Annotated in this window: 16 protein-coding genes, 1 tRNA gene and 4 pseudogenes; 4 read left to right on the top strand and 17 right to left on the bottom strand. The window is 57.2% G+C overall.

Features of this window, described 5'->3' with window-relative positions; translation table 11 throughout:
* The first annotated feature begins 169 nt into the window (after positions 1–169).
* Positions 170–493, top strand: coding sequence for a DUF6124 family protein (locus JL015_RS15000; RefSeq protein WP_201018989.1), 324 nt, complete (start codon positions 170–172; stop codon positions 491–493).
* A 304-nt stretch (positions 494–797) separates the two neighbouring features.
* Here the strand turns inward: JL015_RS15000 and JL015_RS14995 are convergent.
* From JL015_RS14995 to JL015_RS14975, 5 genes and pseudogenes are all read right to left on the bottom strand, one after another.
* Positions 798–2,065: pseudogene (locus JL015_RS14995) on the bottom strand (methyltransferase).
* Position 2,066: 1 nt separating this feature from the next.
* A complete protein-coding gene (locus tag JL015_RS14990) occupies positions 2,067–2,756 on the bottom strand; it encodes an ABC transporter permease (RefSeq protein ID WP_201004139.1) in 690 nt (229 codons plus the stop codon).
* On the bottom strand, positions 2,753–3,448 hold the full coding sequence (locus JL015_RS14985; RefSeq protein WP_201004138.1) for an ABC transporter permease: 696 nt from the start codon (positions 3,446–3,448) through the stop codon (positions 2,753–2,755). The genes JL015_RS14990 and JL015_RS14985 overlap by 4 nt, the downstream gene beginning before the upstream one ends.
* Before the next feature lie 66 nt (positions 3,449–3,514).
* Positions 3,515–4,279, bottom strand: a complete 765-nt coding sequence (locus JL015_RS14980; RefSeq protein ID WP_201004136.1) for an ABC transporter substrate-binding protein — start codon at positions 4,277–4,279, stop codon at positions 3,515–3,517.
* Positions 4,280–4,292: 13 nt separating this feature from the next.
* The gene (locus JL015_RS14975) at positions 4,293–5,066 is read right to left on the bottom strand and encodes an ABC transporter ATP-binding protein (RefSeq protein ID WP_201004134.1); all 774 of its coding nucleotides are present in this window, start codon (positions 5,064–5,066) and stop codon (positions 4,293–4,295) included.
* 529 nt (positions 5,067–5,595) lie between these two features.
* Here JL015_RS14975 and gabP point away from each other — a divergent pair.
* The 3 genes from gabP to JL015_RS14960 all read left to right on the top strand — a co-directional run bounded on the left by gabP (position 5,596) and on the right by JL015_RS14960 (position 7,716).
* The gene (gene gabP / locus JL015_RS14970) at positions 5,596–6,987 is read left to right on the top strand and encodes a GABA permease (protein ID WP_201018987.1); all 1,392 of its coding nucleotides are present in this window, start codon (positions 5,596–5,598) and stop codon (positions 6,985–6,987) included.
* A gap of 152 nt (positions 6,988–7,139) precedes the next feature.
* Entirely contained in the window at positions 7,140–7,409 is a 270-nt protein-coding gene (locus JL015_RS14965; RefSeq protein WP_117167450.1) for a type II toxin-antitoxin system Phd/YefM family antitoxin, read from the top strand.
* Positions 7,378–7,716, top strand: coding sequence for a type II toxin-antitoxin system RelE family toxin (locus JL015_RS14960; protein WP_201018986.1), 339 nt, complete (start codon positions 7,378–7,380; stop codon positions 7,714–7,716). Before JL015_RS14965 ends, JL015_RS14960 begins: the two co-directional genes overlap by 32 nt.
* A 79-nt stretch (positions 7,717–7,795) precedes the next feature.
* Here JL015_RS14960 and JL015_RS28110 read toward each other — a convergent pair whose 3' ends face one another.
* The 12 genes and pseudogenes from JL015_RS28110 to JL015_RS14910 all read right to left on the bottom strand — a co-directional run bounded on the left by JL015_RS28110 (position 7,796) and on the right by JL015_RS14910 (position 17,037).
* Entirely contained in the window at positions 7,796–8,524 is a 729-nt protein-coding gene (locus JL015_RS28110; protein WP_374005028.1) for a methyl-accepting chemotaxis protein, read from the bottom strand.
* Positions 8,525–8,650: 126 nt separating this feature from the next.
* A pseudogene (locus tag JL015_RS28105) lies at positions 8,651–9,406 on the bottom strand (MCP four helix bundle domain-containing protein); the annotation flags it as partial.
* A gap of 180 nt (positions 9,407–9,586) precedes the next feature.
* A complete protein-coding gene (locus tag JL015_RS14950) occupies positions 9,587–10,072 on the bottom strand; it encodes a hypothetical protein (RefSeq protein WP_201018984.1) in 486 nt (161 codons plus the stop codon).
* A gap of 146 nt (positions 10,073–10,218) precedes the next feature.
* Positions 10,219–10,668 (bottom strand): annotated as a pseudogene (locus tag JL015_RS28100) (methyl-accepting chemotaxis protein); the annotation flags it as partial.
* 102 nt (positions 10,669–10,770) lie between these two features.
* Positions 10,771–11,457, bottom strand: a pseudogene (locus tag JL015_RS28095) (PAS domain-containing protein); the annotation flags it as partial.
* Between the two features lie 485 nt (positions 11,458–11,942).
* Positions 11,943–12,179 (bottom strand): hypothetical protein, encoded by a 237-nt coding sequence (locus JL015_RS14940; RefSeq protein WP_201004123.1) that lies wholly within the window; start codon positions 12,177–12,179, stop codon positions 11,943–11,945.
* Positions 12,180–12,210: 31 nt separating this feature from the next.
* A complete protein-coding gene (locus JL015_RS14935) occupies positions 12,211–12,342 on the bottom strand; it encodes a YHYH domain-containing protein (RefSeq protein WP_117148191.1) in 132 nt (43 codons plus the stop codon).
* The gene (locus JL015_RS28090; protein ID WP_236250216.1) at positions 12,339–12,911 is read right to left on the bottom strand and encodes a helix-turn-helix domain-containing protein; all 573 of its coding nucleotides are present in this window, start codon (positions 12,909–12,911) and stop codon (positions 12,339–12,341) included. Before JL015_RS28090 ends, JL015_RS14935 begins: the two co-directional genes overlap by 4 nt.
* A gap of 377 nt (positions 12,912–13,288) precedes the next feature.
* Positions 13,289–13,364 (bottom strand) — tRNA-Phe (locus JL015_RS14925).
* A gap of 102 nt (positions 13,365–13,466) precedes the next feature.
* Positions 13,467–13,739 carry an oxidative damage protection protein gene (locus JL015_RS14920; RefSeq protein WP_201004118.1) on the bottom strand — a complete coding sequence of 91 codons (273 nt, stop codon included), beginning with the start codon at positions 13,737–13,739 and terminating at the stop codon, positions 13,467–13,469.
* The gene (gene mutY, locus JL015_RS14915; protein ID WP_201018982.1) at positions 13,736–14,803 is read right to left on the bottom strand and encodes an A/G-specific adenine glycosylase; all 1,068 of its coding nucleotides are present in this window, start codon (positions 14,801–14,803) and stop codon (positions 13,736–13,738) included. Before mutY ends, JL015_RS14920 begins: the two co-directional genes overlap by 4 nt.
* Before the next feature lie 14 nt (positions 14,804–14,817).
* Positions 14,818–17,037 (bottom strand): AsmA family protein, encoded by a 2,220-nt coding sequence (locus JL015_RS14910; RefSeq protein WP_201018981.1) that lies wholly within the window; start codon positions 17,035–17,037, stop codon positions 14,818–14,820.
* Positions 17,038–17,041: the final 4 nt, after the last annotated feature.

Genomic DNA, 17,041 nt, shown 5'->3' with positions numbered 1-17,041 from the left:
CACAACCGCATTCTGTCAGGCGTTTCATGCCTGCCTGTTATGGCGGCTGTGCGCTTGGCACCTCCGGGTGCGCCGGTTCTTAGCTCACCGGTCTACTAACTCGCGTACAGCTGCCACCCTTTCGTTTAGTAGCGATCTGTTGGCAGCTCCATAATGGAGAGCTAAACGCATGGTCAAGATTACCCCTGATCCACCTTTCAACGAGGCGTCCACTGCGCCTGTTTTCGATCAATCAGTCGTCAAGCGGGCCATGGCCTGTTATCTGCCGACAAGTCGTCCGCCAAAAGGAGACGACAAAGGATTTGATTTCATGAGCCTTGAGGCGACGTTGCTGCATGCGATGGATTTCCTGCGATGTGCATCGGCAACGGCCTATGAGCTGGGAGACGATCTGAATGGTTCGCAGCGCGACCTGGCTTTTGCCGCCATGCATATGGCAGAAATGGCCAAGGTGATGGTGGAGCGATCACTGGAGTGTGTGGAAGCGAGTTGATGCACGATCTTTCGCGAGCAAGCCCCCCCATATTGAGACTGTGGGAGGGAGCTTGCTCGCGAAGGCCGTCTTCAAAAACACCTCGTCCCAGAGCCTTTATGCACAACCCGTTCAGAATGAAAACGATTTTTCCGCCGATCCGTGCGGATGCTCGCGTTTTGTCGCGAAGTGCCGTTTTCCGCGGCTTCTGACCGGGGTGTCAGGAAAAAACAAGGCGCTTCAGTAACTGGCGCACTAAGGTTTTAGAACGCTTGTCTGAATTTTCATCAACAGAGTTATCCACAGGATGTTCCGTTGATTCGGGTCATTGCTTTTGTGCCAGAACCAGCAGGTTGCGCGGGGTGAGTTGGCTGTCGCAAAAAGTGCCGACGCTGACGCTGTAACCATGCTCCTGCACGTACATGGCTCGATCCAGGACCAGCCATAACTCCAGAGGTCGACGGAACAGGTTGCGCACCAGTTCCAGATTGCGCACCTCAGCCAGTCGCTTCCAGCCTGCGGCCTCCAGTTCTGCCCAGTCCTGCTGGCCCGGATCTGGAAGGTTTTTCAGGTCTGCCAGTTCGTGGCAGTAATCGCTGTAGGGTTTGTCCAGCCAACTGACAGGCAGCGAGGGTGTGGGCAAATATTCATCAATGCCGCGCAACTGGCGTTGCAGCAGGTCAAACCCAAGTCGCCGGGCCATGGATGTGTCGCGCTGGCGGCGGACACGAGCGCCTGCTGTAACGGTTTCGCTCAGTGGGAGGCCCAGTTCGTCCCGCGACAGCTTCAAGGCTGAGCTGCGGCCTTCGCTGGAAAGTGCCTGATACTCGTCGAACCGCGTGCGGTTGTAACAGCACGGGGCGATGGCCATTTGTATGCAGCCTGTCTGGCTAGCGACATGCATCAACTGCACATGCAGATCGCCACAGGCGTGCAGGGCGACGGGCGAGTGTTCGGGCTTGAGGTGGCGCCAGGTGTCATCTGCCATGACATCCTGTTCCACATGCTCAGCTTCGATGTGTTGGCGTGCGCTGAGTTTACGACCGGCCTCGATCAGGGCCGGGTCGCGCTCCAGACAGGTCACTTTCTGTCCGCTTTGTGTCAGGCGACGGCCCAGATGCCCTTTACCCGAACACCAGTCGAGCCAGTGGGTGGCGCTTTGCCGGAATTGCAGATGGCTGGCAAAGGCTTCGATCTGTTGCCATTTACGCCCCGGCACATCGACGCTCTGGTGTGGCTCCACCGGTTCAAGCGGGTAGGCAGGCAGTTCGCCGAGCTGCCCCAGCTCAAAGGCTTCGTCCGCCAGTTGCTTGAAGGGGTAGGGCGCATCGAGCCGTTCGGGGTGGTTGTGCGCGGTTTCTGCTTGATCCAGCGTGCGCTGGCGCAGCCATGTGGCCAGTTCTGGATATTGCTGTTCCCACGGCATGTGCGCTTGCGTGAAAGGCTTTGGTCGCCACAGCGACTGGTACGCGAACAGAAAGCTGTCCAGCGCCCGAAAGCGGCTGCGAAGGTGTTCATCCTGCAAGCAAGTGTCAGAGGGCATGATGGTGACCGTGTAGAGGGGCTGACTATATGAAAGCCAGCCCCCTTCATATCAGCGCCCTTGGCTGGCGTCTACGCGCAATATCCGTTCCAGCAATCTGAACCCCTGGACCAGCACGTAAGCCATGACCAGATAGAACATGCCCGCTGCGAAGAAAATCTCCACCGGCAGGTAAGTGCGGGCAATGATGGTTCGTGCCATGCCGGTCAGTTCCAGCAGAGTGACGGTGCTCGCCAGGGCACTGGCCTTGAGCATCAGGATCACTTCGTTGCTGTAGGCCGGCAGGCCGATGCGTGCTGCGCGGGGCAGGATGATGTAGAACAGCGCTTTCCATTTGGACATGCCCAGCGCCCGCGCCGCCTCGACTTCACCCACCGGTACGGCCTGAATCGCGCCACGCAGGATCTCGGCAATGTAAGCGGCGGTGTGCAGGGTCATGGTGATGACGGCACACCAGAACGGGTCGCGCAGATACGGCCAGAGCGGCCCTTTGCGCACGGCCTCGAATTGCGCCAGGCCGTAATAGACCAGGAACAACTGCACCAGCAGCGGCGTGCCGCGAAAGAAGAAGATGTAGGCGTAAGGCAGGGCGCGTACGTGCAGATGTTTTGACGAACGTGCGATGCCCAGCGGGATCGCGATGATCAGGCCGGCGATGACCGCAATCGCCACCAGCTCCAGCGTCAGGGTTGCGCCCTGTGCCAGCTTTGGCAGCCACTTGATGATGACTTCCCAGTTCATGACCCGCTCCTCACAAAGCCGCGAGCGGCACGTTTTTCCAGGAAGTGCATACCGACCATGGCCAGTATCGTCAGGCCCAGGTACATGAAGGCTGCGACCAGATAGAACACGAAGGCTTCCTTGGTGACACTGACGGCAATCTGCGAGTGGCGCATGATTTCTTCCAGGCCGATCACCGAAACCAGTGCGGTGTCTTTCATCAGAATCATGAACAGGTTGCCAAGGCCGGGCAGCGCGATGCGCCACATCTGCGGCAGGATGAGTTTGAAGAGGATGCGCGAACGCGACATGCCCAACGCCAGACCCGCTTCGCGGTGGCCTTTGGGGATGGCCAGGATGGCACCGCGAAAGACCTCGGTCGCATAGGCGCCGAAGCACAGGCCAAGGGCTATGACGCCCGCGGCAAAGGCGTTGAGTTCAAGGCCGGGGATACCCAGCATTTCGCCCAGGGCGCGCATGCCGTTGACGGTGCCGAAGTAGATCAGCAACACCCAGAGCAATTCAGGAATACCGCGCACCAGCGTCGAGTAAGTACCGCCCAGCCATTGCAGTGGCTTGTAAGGCGACGTTTTTGCCAGGGCGCCGAGCAGCCCCAGTATCAGGCCCAGACACAGGGCCGAAAGGGCAAGCTGAACAGTCATCAGCGCACCAGCCGCAAGGGCCGGGCCGAATCCTTGGAGGTCAATATTCATGGGCAGGCTTTGCTAGGGACGGACCGTCACGCCTTCAGAGAGGGCGCGACGGTCACGTCAGGCAGATCAGAGAATGCTGAACGGGAAGTACTTGTCGTTGATCTTCTTGTAGGTGCCGTCAGCGATGATTTCTTTCAGTGCATCATTCAGCCTTTCGCGCAGCGGGTCACCCTTGCGCACAGCGATGCCGATCTTGTCGTTCTGCTCGACGGGATCGCCTTTGAACTCGAAACCTTTGCCTGCATCGCTTTTCAGCCATTCATAGCTGACGTATTTGTCGGCCAGCATGGCGTCGACACGGCCGGATGCCAGGTCGAGGTAGGCGTTTTCCTGGGTGTCGTAGAGTTTGACGGTCACGCTGTCGCCCAGCTTGTCTTCAAGCCAGGTACCGGACAACGTAGCGCGCTGGGCTCCGATGATCTTGCCCTTGAGCGATGCCTTGGCGGCTTCGACGTTTTCGGTGTTGATCTGCGAGTCTTTCGGCGCAATGAACTGCAGCTTGTTGGAGTAGTACGGGTCGGTGAAGTCCACAGCCTGCTTGCGCTCTTCGGTGATCGACAGCGACGAGATCAGGAAGTCGAACTTTCTGGAGTTGAGCGCCGGAATGATGCCGTCCCAGTCAGAGGTGACGACGGAGCACTCGGCTTTCATCTTGGCGCACAGGGCCTGACCGATTTCGTAGTCGAAGCCGACGACTTGCCCGCTGGCGTCCTTGTTGTTGAACGGTGGGTAAGCGGCCTCGATGCCCATTTTCAGGGTTTCAGCAAAAGCGCTGCTGGTGAATGCGACAGTGACAGCGGCTGCCAGCAGGAACTTCTTGTACATCTGCATGGGGGTTGCTCCGTTAGCGGTTGCTCGACATGAATTGTTTACACCTTACCGACAGCGGGTTCTCGAATACTTGCTGTGGTGTGCCCTGTTCTTCGACCTGTCCCTGATGCAAAAAGACGACTTCACTGGAAACTTGTCGTGCAAAACTCATTTCGTGGGTCACCAGCAGCATAGTCCGGCCTTCTTCGGCCAGTGCGCGGATGACGTTGAGCACTTCCTGGACCATTTCCGGGTCCAGCGCGGAGGTGGGCTCATCGAACAGAATCACTTTAGGCTGCATTGCCAGAGTGCGTGCGATGGCAGCGCGTTGTTGCTGACCACCGGAAAGCTGTGCCGGATAAGCGTGTCGTTTATCGGCGATGCCAACCTTGGCCAATAGCGCTTCAGCGACTTCGATGGCTTCGGCCTTGCTTTGGCCCAGCACACGGCGCGGTGCTTCGATGATGTTGTCGAGCACGCTCATGTGCGGCCACAGATTGAAGTTCTGAAAGACAAAACCGATCTCGCTGCGCATGCGATTGATCTGCCGGTTGTCGGCGGCGACCAGCTCGCCATTCTTGGCGGCTTTGAGTTTCAGCTCTTCGCCTGCCACCAGAATCTGCCCCTGATGAGGGTTTTCCAGCAGGTTGATGCAGCGAAGCAGCGTGGACTTGCCGGAACCGGATGAGCCCAGGATTGATATCACATCACCGTCACGAGCAGTCAGCGAGATGCCTTTGAGCACGTCCAGCTTTCCATAGCGCTTGTGCAGATTGCGGATTTCCAGGGCGGGCGTGGCCTCGGCCATGTGGGGGGACCTCATATATTTTGTACGCCCTTCGAGTGGGGCGAGCGCCAAGCTAGCACAGGGCTCGAAAGACAACCAACAGCGTCAGGTCTGGCGGGCAGTGTTATGCGGCGGGGTGTCGCATCATCGCAGCAGACTGTCGCCGCAAGGCAATGGATGCGTCTGTTTGATGCCCGCTTTATAGCCTGAATGCGCGAAAAGGGCGCGATGTTGCCAGCTTTGGCTGGGTGTTGGAAGTAGCTTTTACGGTCTTGCGCACCATATGCGAGCTTGTCTGGTTTTTGGTGTGTGTTTTCGGTGCGCCAATATGGGTATGTCCTGAGGTGTTGGGTAACAAAACTTGCAGGCTTGATAAAAAATCCTTCCTGGCATTTCCGCACTTTCAGGGCTGCGAGCCCTCTGTTCTCTATGCGACGTCGCTTTTGAAATATTTTGGCGCAGTTTTTGCGTAAAGAATAAAGAACGGCACCGTTGCTTTCTTTTTACGAGCGCTTCGGTGTGCATCGCTCGTCTTGCAAAAGGTGGTTTTATGAGCAGTACCGCTAACTCTTCCGGGCTCGAACAGGGGCTGAAACCTCGACACATCACGATGCTGTCGATTGCCGGTGTGATCGGCGCAGGCCTGTTCGTAGGTTCAGGCCATGCGATTGCCGAGGCAGGTCCTGCCGTGCTGCTCGCGTATGCCGCAGCCGGTACGCTGGTTGTGCTGGTGATGCGCATGCTGGCCGAAATGGCTGTAGCCTCGCCTGACACCGGTTCGTTTTCCACGTATGCCGACCGCGCCATCGGGCACTGGGCCGGTTTCACCATCGGTTGGTTGTACTGGTGGTTCTGGGTTCTGGTGATTCCGTTGGAGGCCAACGCTGCTGCGACCATCCTGCATGCCTGGTTCCCCGATGTGGGGATCTGGGTGTTCACGCTGGTGATTACGTTGCTGCTGACGGCCACCAATCTGTTCAGTGTCAAGAACTACGGCGAGTTCGAGTTCTGGTTTGCATTGATCAAGGTCGTGGCGATCATTGCGTTCGTGGTGCTGGGGGTTGTCGCGATTTTCGGTCTGCTACCGACCAGTAATGTCAGCGGCGTCAGCCACTTGTTCGACACTCAGGGTTTCATGCCTAACGGCCTGGGCGCGGTATTGGCAGCGATGTTGACCACGATGTTCTCCTTCATGGGGACCGAGATCGTGACTATTGCAGCCGCCGAGTCCAAGAACCCGGGCAAGCAGATCACCAAGGCCACCAATTCGGTGATCTGGCGGATCTTCCTGTTCTATCTGGTTTCGATCTTTATCGTTGTGTCGCTGGTGCCCTGGAACGACAGCCGTCTGGCTGAAGTCGGTTCCTATCAGACGGTGCTGGATGTGATGGGTATTCCCAACGCCAAGCTGATCGTGGATCTGGTTGTACTGGTCGCGGTGACCAGTTGCCTGAACTCTGCGCTGTATACCGCTTCGCGCATGCTGTTCTCTCTGGGCAAGCGTGGCGATGCTCCGGCAATGTCTACCCGCATCAGCAAGAGCGGCACGCCTCACTGGGCGGTGATACTTTCGACTGCCGCTGCCTTCCTGACCGTGTTCGCCAACTATGTTGCTCCGGCTGCCGTGTTTGAATTCCTGCTCGCCAGTTCCGGCGCAATCGCCTTGCTGGTGTATCTGGTGATCGCCGTTTCCCAGTTGCGCATGCGTCAGAAACGTATCGCCAAAGGTGAAGCCATCGACTTCAAGATGTGGCTGTTCCCGTGGCTGACCTGGGCTGCGATCTTCTTCATCGTTGCGGTGCTGACCGTGATGCTGATTCAGGAAGACCATCGCTATGAAATCATCGCCACCGGCGTGCTCAGCCTGAGCGTGATCGCCGCAGGCCTGCTGGTTTCCCGCCGCCGCAAGGCTTCACGGGTTGGAGCTGCGGCGTTGAGTTGAGCCCCGTAGAAGCGAAAAATAGCGCATGACCCTGAACGGTCGTTCTTGATAAATGAGAACGGCCGTTTTTTGTGTATATTTAAATATGCTTTTTAAAGTGCTTTTTTGGGCACCATTATGTGGCTCGGCCTTGGGTCGACAGGAGAAAAACAATGGCATACGCACTACTGGCGGAAGTCGCTGCGTCTGTGACTGACCTCAAGAAAGATCCTATGGGGACTTATCGTGAAAGCAATGGCGACCCGATGGTGATCCTTAATCGTAATGAGCCTGCTTTCTACATTCTTTCGCCAGAACGATATGAAGAGCTTCTTGACCTGCTCGATGACGCTGCGCTTGCCCGCAAGATCAAAGAGCGCAGAGGTGGCCGCACTGTGAAGGTAGATATAAATGACCTCATCGCCGAGGCAGAGAAACGATAAGTCGGTCTCTCATGCCACAGGAACTTATACGCTTGAGTTTTTGATAGAGGCCAAAAAAGAATACGACGACCTGGACAAGACAGTTCAGCTTCAGCTTTTGAAAAAACTGCGGTCACGATTACTGGAGCCCAAGGTTCAGGCTGACAAGCTGCGAGATATGCCCGGGTGTTACAAGATCAAGTTGCGAGCCAGTGGCATCAGACTGGTTTATGAAGTCATTGATGCCAGGCTTGTTGTCAGCGTGATTGCGGTTGGTCGACGTGATCATGAGGTCGCCTATCAGGTGGCCAGGAAAAGGCTCAATTGATGGTTCAAAGCATGCCTGTGCATTGAGTGCGTTGGCCTATTCGCGGATGAGGGAGTGCGATCCGCTCATCCGCGAGACTTCACAACTTGAACTGGCGCAGGGTCGTATTCAGCTCTGTAGCCAGTGTCGCGAGTGCATTGCTTGCGCTGCTGGTCTGATCAGCTCTTACGGCTGATTGTGCTGAAAGGTCACGGATGCGTACCAGGTTGCGGTCCACTTCGCGTGCGACTTGGGCCTGCTCTTCGGACGCGCTGGCAATCACGGTGTTGCGATCGTCGATCACCATCACCGAGTTGGCAATAATCGCCAATGCCGAGTTTGCGGACTCCGCCTGGTTTTTGGTGCGTTGGGCCTGTTCGGTGCTGATCTCCAGTGCAGACACCGTACTTTTGGTGCCTTGCTGGATATGGCCGATCATGGATTCAATTTCCTGAGTCGACTCACTGGTCCTGTGTGCCAGTGCGCGAACCTCGTCGGCGACCACCGCGAAGCCACGGCCTGCATCGCCGGCGCGAGCTGCTTCGATGGCGGCGTTGAGGGCCAGCAGGTTGGTCTGTTCGGATACCGAGCGAATCACTTCCAGGACCTTGCTGATTTCCAGCGTCCGACTCGCCAGTTGCTGGGCCTGCTCTGAAGCGCTGCCGACATTCTTCGTCAGCTCGGTGATGGAGTTGACGGTCTGCTTGAGTTCTTCCTGCCCTTGCTGTGCTGAGCGAGAAGACGATTTCGACTCTTCCGAAGTCGACACCGCGCTACGCGCAACCTCTTCAACGGCCTGGCTCATCTCGGTCACGGCAGTGGCTGCCATTTCGATTTCACTGTTCTGGGTTATCAGGTCGGCGTTGCTGCTGGCCATCAGCGCATTCATCTGGCTGGTGGCTGACGATAGCTGTTGGGCTGCATCGTCGACCTGATTCAAGGTGGCCCGCAGGTTCTCCCGCATGCGTTCCATCGATTGCAGCAGCAGGGCGACTTCATCGACACCGCGACTGTCCACATCGATCGGGCGCAGATCTCCCGACGCAAAGATTTCGGAGGCTTTGAGGGCCTGGTTGATAGGGGTGGAAAGGCTTTGCGTCAAACGCCATGCCATGACCAGTGTTGCCAGTACCGCCAGCACCATGACTGAAACAGAAATGGTCTTGGCTTTTTCATACGCCGCTGTCGCACTTGCGCTGGATTCGGCTTCGGCCTCGTCGTTTACTTTTTCCAGTCTGGAGAGCGCAGCCGCCATGCCTTCTGCACTTTTTGGCATTTCCACCCTGATGACCTGACGAGCCGCATCTTGCTGGTTGTCCTTGATCAGTTTGTACGCCCGCTCTGCACCATCGGCATAGGCCTTGTAGGTGGACTCGATGCTGGCGATCAGCGTTTGCTCGGTATCCGTGTTGATAAGCGGTTTGTAGGCTTTGACCGCGTTGTAGAACTTGTCCTCTTCCTTCAGCAACTCGGTATAAGCCTGTTCTATCTCGGCAGGGCTTCTTGAGATCATTCTGAGGATGGCGATGCGGGTGTTGGCGAATGCGAGGGTGATGTCATCGCCCAATGCAATGCCAGGCATTGAGTCATTTTCGATTTCCAGGCCTTCCGAGCGAATATTGCCCATTTGCTGGATGTTGAAAATGCCGAGCCCTATAACCATGGCAACCATGAACGTGAAGCAGGTCAGGGTGCGTTTGGCTATTTTCATGTTTCTCAAATACATACCCGCTCCGAGTTCATCCGATGTGCTGCGCTGAGGGGCGCCTTGAGCAGGCGCGTACGCAGCTATATCGGATTCTCGGGTAGAAGCTGAAGCCTGCTTTAGATGAAACCTGCGGTTTAGAGCGGTCTTGTCGTTATTGAGGTGGACATGACGTTTTTGTGCACTTCAACGCTGCCCTTTTGAGTCCCGCTTGACCAGCAACTCGGATGCCTTGTTGTAATCGGCCTGGAATGTCGGGCTACCGATCCATTCAACAGCCGTGTCTTCATCTTCATCGTGGAACAGGGCGCGGTAGGTGATGAGCAGGCCCATCATGAAGTCGGTGGCTTGCTCTTCGTCTTCTTCGCTGATGACCAGTGCCAGCACCGGGTATTGAAGGAAGACCACGCACAACGCCAACTGACTGATGGTTTCGGCAGCTTTCATGGCTTCAAACAGGTCTTCGTAATCGGCCGGGTCGAAGCCGTTTTCGACGATGTCCTGAAAATCGAAGGTGTTCAGATCGAGCTGCACATCATCGAACGGTTGATTCACAAGAGGGGAAGCGAATACAGGATGAACGACATTTTGTGCCGGTTTGCCCGAGCGGTTCTGCTTGGCTTTGATCTTGGCGCGCTTGGCACGTTTTTGCTGTTTGTCTGGCGAAGCCATGAACGGGTCCTTTGGCAGGCGATAAGGGCAATGGCGATCATTGAACCCCAGACGCTCTCAATAACCAAGGGGCCGTGGGCTTGCCGGGCAATGAAAACCCGCACGAGGCGGGTTTTCAAGGTACAGCCTGGGATGCTGATCACGGCTCAGGTTTTATTTGCTTCGTCGAATCGCGTGGCAAACATGCTGACGGCCTCTACGGCTTCGCTGGCGCCATCACGAATCTGGATAATGACCTGGCCAGCCTGATCGGCCAGGGTCACGCCCCGAATTGCGCCTTCCTGAGTCGTGCTCATGCTGGCGACAGCCTCGCGGGTTTCGTTCAGGATCTTGCCGATCATGTCCGCGATTTCTGTCGTTGAGCCGCTTGTACGACCAGCCAGCTGGCGGACTTCATCCGCAACCACCGCAAACCCCCGGCCCTGATCGCCTGCGCGAGCAGCTTCGATTGCCGCGTTGAGGGCCAGCAGGTTGGTCTGGTCCGCGATGCCGCGAATGGTGTTGACGATGGCGGTGATCTGCTCGGAGCGCGATCCCAGTTGCCCCACCAGTTTTGCGGAGGCGCCGATGCTGTCTGCAATCTGGCGCATCTCTCGGGCGGTTTCCTGAATGACCAGCGTGCCTTGCTCGGCCACTTTTTCGGTTTCAGTCGAAATGTGGTAAGCCCGCGAAGCACCGAGCGAGTCGGCCTGCTGTTTTTCCACGTGTTCGGTGATGTCGCTGGCGAACTTCACGATCTTGCAGAGCTTGCCTTCCGCGTCGTAGACCGGGTTGTAAGTCGCCTCCAGCCAGACCACCTTGCCATGCTTGCCGATACGCTTGAACTGTCCGCTGAAGAACTCACCCTGGTTCAGCTTGCGCCAGAAATCGCCATATTCAGAGCTGTTGGCCAGGCTCTGTTCGCAAAAGCCACGGTGGTGCTTGCCTTTGATTTCATTCAGGCCATAACCCATGACATGCAGAAAGTTATCGTTGGCAGCCAGCACATTGCCGTTGAGGTCGAATTCGCACACGGCCATGGCTCTGTCGACAGCGACAAGCTTGCCGCGAGACTCGCTTTCCTGAATGACCTTGCGGGTGACGTCCAGTGCGTATTTCACCACTTTGAAGGGTTTGCCTTGCGTATCGAGTACCGGGTTGTAACTGGCTTCGAGCCAGACGCTATGCCCGTTCTTGTCCACGCGCTGGAAGGTGCCCGAGACGAAGCGGCCAGCGCGTAGCGAAGCCCAGAGTTCACTGTACTGGCTGCTGCGCGAGAGTGCCGGTGAGCAGAACTCGCGGTGGTTCTTGCCGGCCAGCTCTTCGGCCCGGTATCCCATTGCAGTCAGGAAATTATCGTTGGCCCGGATGAGTTTCCCGTCCAGATCGAACTCTGCCACGGCCATCGAACGTTCCAGCGCGCCCATCAATCCCTTGAGTCCATCAACTTCGGCCTTCATGGCTGCCAGTTCAGCTTTGATTTTTGTCCCGAACATAACCTGCCCCAGTGCTGTTTGACCTACTGACTCTCAAGACGATATCGACCTGAAGGTGAGGGGCATTAATCCGGCGCTGGCCGATTCCGATCAATGGGCAGAGTGCTTTTTGACGTCAAAAAAAGCGGTCTTTTTTTGGATGTTTCAGCGGCTGTGATTACTCTTTACGGATATTTTCAACACTGACAGGCCTGCGCTTATTGAGTGCGTCTGAATGCCGGGTTTTCAGGGTTGCAAGGGGCGCATTTCAAAGTGTTTTGAAAGATCGATGAGCAACGTCTTGTAGAAAAGGCTACTCATGGCCAGGTCCGTAAACGACAGGATTTACAGGTGAGTGGCAAATGACCCGATTCGGTTCCATGGATATGGAAAATTATTTTTCGGGCACATCCGCGTCAGGATCGAGCCCGCACCAGCCTGCCCAGTGATACCTCATTCGTCACGCCTTGCAGCTTCTCTTCCCCGGCCTGCATCACGTTGCATATGCGAAGCACTGCCTGAGCATCCGGCTCATTTCCTGAGGTGCTCAGCCGCTCCGCAATGCGCATCAATTCAACCGCCGACCATTTCAGATCGGAGGCGATGCCTTGCAGGTCACGACGCAGGTCCTGGTTGGGTTTGTTCAAGGCCATGTTTGTCTCCGGTGGGGCGCGAGGCCCACAGTCAATGACAATGCCGGGTGCCGGCCTTCTTGTCGTTATGACAGCCTTGCTTGTCGGTTCGGCCGCCGTGCGCGATTGCGGAAAAGGAGGTGGCGGCAAGAATGGCCGCGAGGAGGAGGGTAGTGAACTTCATGACAGATCCTTCTGCTGATAAATCCTGTGGCTCCCCGACGTTCCAGACCGCTCGGGCGAGCAGCGGAGTCCCTTGGCGAGATCGCAAGGTGGCTCTTTGATGCTGCTCGAATATAGCAAAGGCTTATTCGTGGTGGGCAGGAAATTATTGAGGGGGCTGTGCTGAGAGCAGAAGTGAGTGAAGGTGGCGGTTTCGGTTGGTATGTTTGAGCGCAGGGCTTGATAAGGGCCATATTGAATATGGCAGTAGGCTGAGTACAAACCGCGCATGGCAATGTCTGCCGGGCCGGGAACCCCTTCGGGACCGCGTTTCTCCCAATTGGCTATGGTCTGGATATCTACTCGTAAAATCTCTGCCAATTCCGCTTGCACCAGATCCTGTTCCTTGCGCAGGAAGCGGAACTGATGGCCTGTCATTGGCGAGTCTTGCTGAACAATATCAGCAGCAATTGCCCTGTGCAGCCCTTCGATATTCTCTATCGATACGCCTTTTCCATAGGGCGTTTCCACGATTCGGTATCCATTTTTCAGGAAGATGCCATTCAGGCCGCTACCTGTGTATTCGTACATTTTCATATCTCCCAGACCGTGATAGTGAAAAGCTGGCTTGGCTCTGGTTCAGGTTTGATGGCGACTACTACATAGCACAACCCCTTTGACTCAATTGAAAGCCCAGTCAAATGACTTGAAAGCTTTCTTCTCGAGGGCGTGACTATAGGTCTGTAGGTGTGCGAAGAAATCGGCTTGATTACCGGTTTGGAGAATAGAGACAGCTCTGAGCTAGGGAGAGGATTTGGGGGTGCTATGAGAGGGCGGTGTCCTACACGTTTCATTACTGCGGTCAGCGCAGTATGAGTGTGGGAATGAAAAATCCCGGACAACAAAAAACCCGCACTAGGCGGGTTTCTGTTTTTCAGATGGCTTTGACACCACCTGAATCTAATTAGTGGTGCCCAGAGACGGAATCGAACCGCCGACACGGGGATTTTCAATCCCCTGCTCTACCGACTGAGCTATCTGGGCAACGGGGCGCATTAGACGTGTTTTTCAGGAGGTCGTCAAGCGTCATGTTGAAAAAAATTTGAATTATTACCGACGCTTACGACCTTCATTGCTGGAAACGCTTTATTTCTCGGGGGGAACGTAGCCTTCGGCCTTGGCGTATTCCTCGCCGGAGAGGAACTTGTCCATCTCGGTCTGAAGAAATTTCCGGTCCTCGGCGTTCATCATGTTCAGGCGACGTTCGTTGATGAGCAGGGTCTGGTGTTTCTGCCAGTCGGCCCAGGCTTTCTGCGAGACGTTGTTGAAAATGTCTTCGCCTTTTGCTCCCGGGTACGGGGCGCGTTCCAGGCCTGGCAGTTCTTCTTTGTATTTACGGCATATTACGGTGCGGGTCATGACGACTCTCCTGCATTCAATACGTCGGCCGCGCGTTTGAGCAGCTTTTTCACTGGGGCGGCAAGGCCCAGGCGCGGCGGGGTGGCGAGGTTATACCAGAGCCAGTCGGCTTCGGCCACGTGATGGGCGGACTCCTGAACCTGAACCAGCCAGGGTTCGATGCTCAGCTGGAAATGGCTGAAGGTGTGGACCAGCCCCGGCATTTCGTGATGCGCGCCAAGCTCCAGCGAGTGTTGCAGTGCCAGGTCTTTGAGGTCGTTGAAGTCATCCAGCTCCGGCAGGCTCCACAGCCCGCCCCACAGGCCGCTGGAAGGGCGGCGATAAAGCAGAATCGCGCCGTCGCGGTTGGCGAGCATGGGCATCAGGGTGCGTTTCTGCGGGACGGTCTTGCGTGGCTTGGGAATCGGGTAGCGGGTTTCCAGGCCCAGCAGGTGCGCTTCGCAGCCACGCTCCAGCGGGCAGAGCAGGCAACTGGGTTTGCTGCGGGTGCAGAGCGTGGCGCCCAGGTCCATCATCGCCTGTGTGTAGTTGTTCACGCGGCTATGGGGTGTAAAGCGCTCGGCAGTGGCCCATAGCTGTCTGGCGACCTTGGGCTCGCCCGGGTAACCTTCCTGTGCGGTGTAGCGGGCGAGAACGCGCTTGACGTTGCCGTCGAGGATCGGCGCACGAATGCCCATGCTCAGACTGGCAATGGCGCCCGCAGTCGACAGGCCGATGCCGGGCAGCAGGGTGAGTTTTTCCACATCGCGAGGAAACTCACCGCCGTGATCGGCAACGACTATTTTTGCGGTCTTCTGCAGGTTGCGGGCGCGGGTGTAATAACCCAGCCCGGTCCACAGGTGCAGCACTTCGTCTTCCGGTGCTTCGGCCAGGGCCTGTACGGTGGGCAGCGCCTCCATGAAGCGGTCGAAGTAGTTCAGCACAGTGCTGACCTGGGTCTGTTGCAGCATGATTTCCGACACCCACACCCGGTACGGGGTAATGCCTTGTTGCCATGGCAGATCATGCCTGCCATGACGGTCGTACCAGTTCAGTACTGCCTGGGAGAATTGCTCGGGTTGCATTGCAGAATCGGCTCTCATCGTTTGAACAGGTTCTTGAGGGCGTCCTTGAGTTCCGGGCTGACTTTGTCGCCGAGTTTGTCATCCAGTTTTTCTTCAAGCTTTTCGCTGATCCTGTCGCCGGCCAGCTTGGCCGCGATCTGGCCGATGCCTTCCTTGTCGAGACGACAGGCCTTGGCGCCCAGTTCCAGTGGGCCCCGGCACTGGATTGGCCATTCGATGCCCACGTAGCGCGGGTTGATCTCACAGGCTGGGTCCGGCATGTCGCTCTTGTCGCCTTCGATGATGATGCCCAGGCGATAATTCATGCCCAGCACGCGCAGGTCGATATCGCCATTGCCGTTGACAGCCAGGCCCGGAATGCGCGCCTTGAGGTCAGGGTTGCTGGCCACGCCATTGCGCACGGTCAGGTTGCCATTGAGTTGCTGGAATGGAGTGTCCTTGCCGCGAGGTTCGCCGCTGAGCGTCTTGCGGTTGAGGGTCGAGATGCCCTGGCACAGTTGCTGTTCAAGGTTGGCATTGACCAGCACGCCATTGTTGAGCGCAAAGCTGGCTGTGCCGTTGAGGCTGTCGACCAGAGCCTTTTCGCTGTTGCCCTTGCCGGTCAGGTTGCTATTGAGGGTCAGCAGGCCTGTGATCGGTGGCGTTTGCCCCTGGCTTTGCAGAATGCGCTCGACCGGCACACGGCTGGCTTTGGCTTGTACGCTGGCCAGAGGAATGTCCGGGCGGGCGTCGAGGTTGCCCTTGATTTCAAAGTTGCCGTTGTAGAGGTCGCCACGCAGGCTTTCGACGCTGATGACGCCGTTCTGTGCCTGGGTGGTGAGTACGGCATTGTCGATCGGCAGTTTGTCGATGGTCAGTTTGCCGAAGCTCAGGTCTGCCTGGACGTCGAGGGTGCGCAGGCGCTCAAGGGGCAGCAGTTTGGCAGTGCTCCAGGCGACCTTGGCAGGTTGGTCCGGCAGCGGCGTGTTGCCGGCGAGAGCTGCCGCTTCACCGCTTTGCACTTCGGACTGGCGAGCGGCTTTGGCGCTTTTGCTTTCTTCACTCTCGGCCGGGCGATAGCGATCGGCATCGAAGGTGTCAGCCTTGAGTTGAAGGCGCAGTGCCTGTCTGGCGAAGTCATCTATGGCGACACGGCCCGTGAAGGTGCTGTTGTCGAGCTTGAGGTTGAGGTCTTCGAGCACCAGGCTGTTCGGCGTACCGCTCAGGCGGGTGACCATTTCGACCTTGCTCAGTGCTCCGTCGGCCATGGCTGGCAGAGGCTGGCCGATGTTGTCGAAGAAGGTGCGTACATCGAGCTGGGCGATGGACAGGCCACCGCTGATTTGTGCAGTCTTGTCCAGATCGCGGGCGCGCAACTCGCCGAGGGCGCGCAACTGGTTGGCGGAAATCTTGAGGCTGTTCCACTCGGCAATGTTGGCCGCGAGGTCTACCAGCAACTGGCCCTGAGCGGCGAAGGTCACGGTCTTGCCCTGCAAGGGTTCGCCAGCAGCTTCGCCTGACAGGCGCATGTCTTCGAACTGGTAGCGCTTGAGGGCGCGGTCCAGGCGCAGGTCGCCGACCAGTTCGGTCCTGATGCGCACAACCGGCTGATTGGTGCTCAGAAAAGCCGTCAGCTTGATCGGGATGTCCGAGGCTTCCCGTACCGCACCGGTGCTCAACTGAATGCTTTCGGCGGTAAGGGTCCGGCCTTTGCGGGCGTCGCTGTATTCGACGCGGGCGTTGTTGACCGTCAGGCTGTCGATATCCAGCTTGATGGGGCGCGACGGTTTGTCTGCTGGCGAGGCAGGCGTCGTGCCTGAAGGTTGCTCGGGTGTTGGCGCGCTAGCGGTGGCCGGCTTGCCGATGTCTTCCCAGTTGCCATGGCCGTTTTCATCACGGTTGAGGCGCAGGTTCAGGCCTTCTACCCGAACGTCGCTCATCTGTACTTCGCGGCGCAACAGCGGGAGTACGCGAACGGACAATCCGAGCATTTGCAGGTCGGCAAACGGTGCGGTGGGGGCGCTCAGGGTTGCGACGCTGGCGTCATGCAACTCAAGGCCCAGCCAGGGGAACAGGCTCCAGCCGATATCACCGTTCAGCGTCAGCTCGACATTCGCCTTGTCGCGCGCCAATTGCCGAATCTCGTCTTTGTAGTCGTTGGGATCAAACAGATGGGTCAAGGCGAAGCCGAGAGCCACGATGATCAGCAGCAACCCGAGAATAAACAGCCCCAGGATTTTGCCGAACGCTTTCATGGGC

It is taken from the genome of Pseudomonas cichorii (genome assembly GCF_015471405.1).
GTDB classification, from domain to species: Bacteria; Pseudomonadota; Gammaproteobacteria; order Pseudomonadales; family Pseudomonadaceae; genus Aquipseudomonas; species Aquipseudomonas serbiensis.
The sequence above is the reverse complement of the archived record's forward strand: the minus strand, read 5'-3'. Positions and strand labels throughout refer to the sequence as shown.

Bases quoted from the DNA above. Each gene is read 5' to 3' on its own strand.
- JL015_RS14980 (WP_201004136.1), bottom strand. From the start codon at position 4,279: ATGCAGATGTACAAGAAGTTCCTGCTGGCAGCCGCTGTCACTGTCGCA.
- JL015_RS14965 (WP_117167450.1), top strand. From the start codon at position 7,140: ATGGCATACGCACTACTGGCGGAAGTCGCTGCGTCTGTGACTGACCTC.
- JL015_RS14975 (WP_201004134.1), bottom strand. From the start codon at position 5,066: ATGGCCGAGGCCACGCCCGCCCTGGAAATCCGCAATCTGCACAAGCGC.
- JL015_RS14935 (WP_117148191.1), bottom strand. From the start codon at position 12,342: ATGAAGTTCACTACCCTCCTCCTCGCGGCCATTCTTGCCGCCACCTCC.
- JL015_RS14910 (WP_201018981.1), bottom strand. From the start codon at position 17,037: ATGAAAGCGTTCGGCAAAATCCTGGGGCTGTTTATTCTCGGGTTGCTG.
- JL015_RS14990 (WP_201004139.1), bottom strand. From the start codon at position 2,756: ATGAACTGGGAAGTCATCATCAAGTGGCTGCCAAAGCTGGCACAGGGC.
- JL015_RS14960 (WP_201018986.1), top strand. From the start codon at position 7,378: ATGACCTCATCGCCGAGGCAGAGAAACGATAAGTCGGTCTCTCATGCC.
- JL015_RS14940 (WP_201004123.1), bottom strand. From the start codon at position 12,179: ATGGCCTTGAACAAACCCAACCAGGACCTGCGTCGTGACCTGCAAGGC.
- mutY (WP_201018982.1), bottom strand. From the start codon at position 14,803: ATGCAACCCGAGCAATTCTCCCAGGCAGTACTGAACTGGTACGACCGT.
- JL015_RS15000 (WP_201018989.1), top strand. From the start codon at position 170: ATGGTCAAGATTACCCCTGATCCACCTTTCAACGAGGCGTCCACTGCG.
- JL015_RS14985 (WP_201004138.1), bottom strand. From the start codon at position 3,448: ATGAATATTGACCTCCAAGGATTCGGCCCGGCCCTTGCGGCTGGTGCG.
- JL015_RS14920 (WP_201004118.1), bottom strand. From the start codon at position 13,739: ATGACCCGCACCGTAATATGCCGTAAATACAAAGAAGAACTGCCAGGC.
- JL015_RS28090 (WP_236250216.1), bottom strand. From the start codon at position 12,911: ATGTACGAATACACAGGTAGCGGCCTGAATGGCATCTTCCTGAAAAAT.
- JL015_RS28110 (WP_374005028.1), bottom strand. From the start codon at position 8,524: ATGGCAGCCACTGCCGTGACCGAGATGAGCCAGGCCGTTGAAGAGGTT.
- JL015_RS14950 (WP_201018984.1), bottom strand. From the start codon at position 10,072: ATGGCTTCGCCAGACAAACAGCAAAAACGTGCCAAGCGCGCCAAGATC.
- gabP (WP_201018987.1), top strand. From the start codon at position 5,596: ATGAGCAGTACCGCTAACTCTTCCGGGCTCGAACAGGGGCTGAAACCT.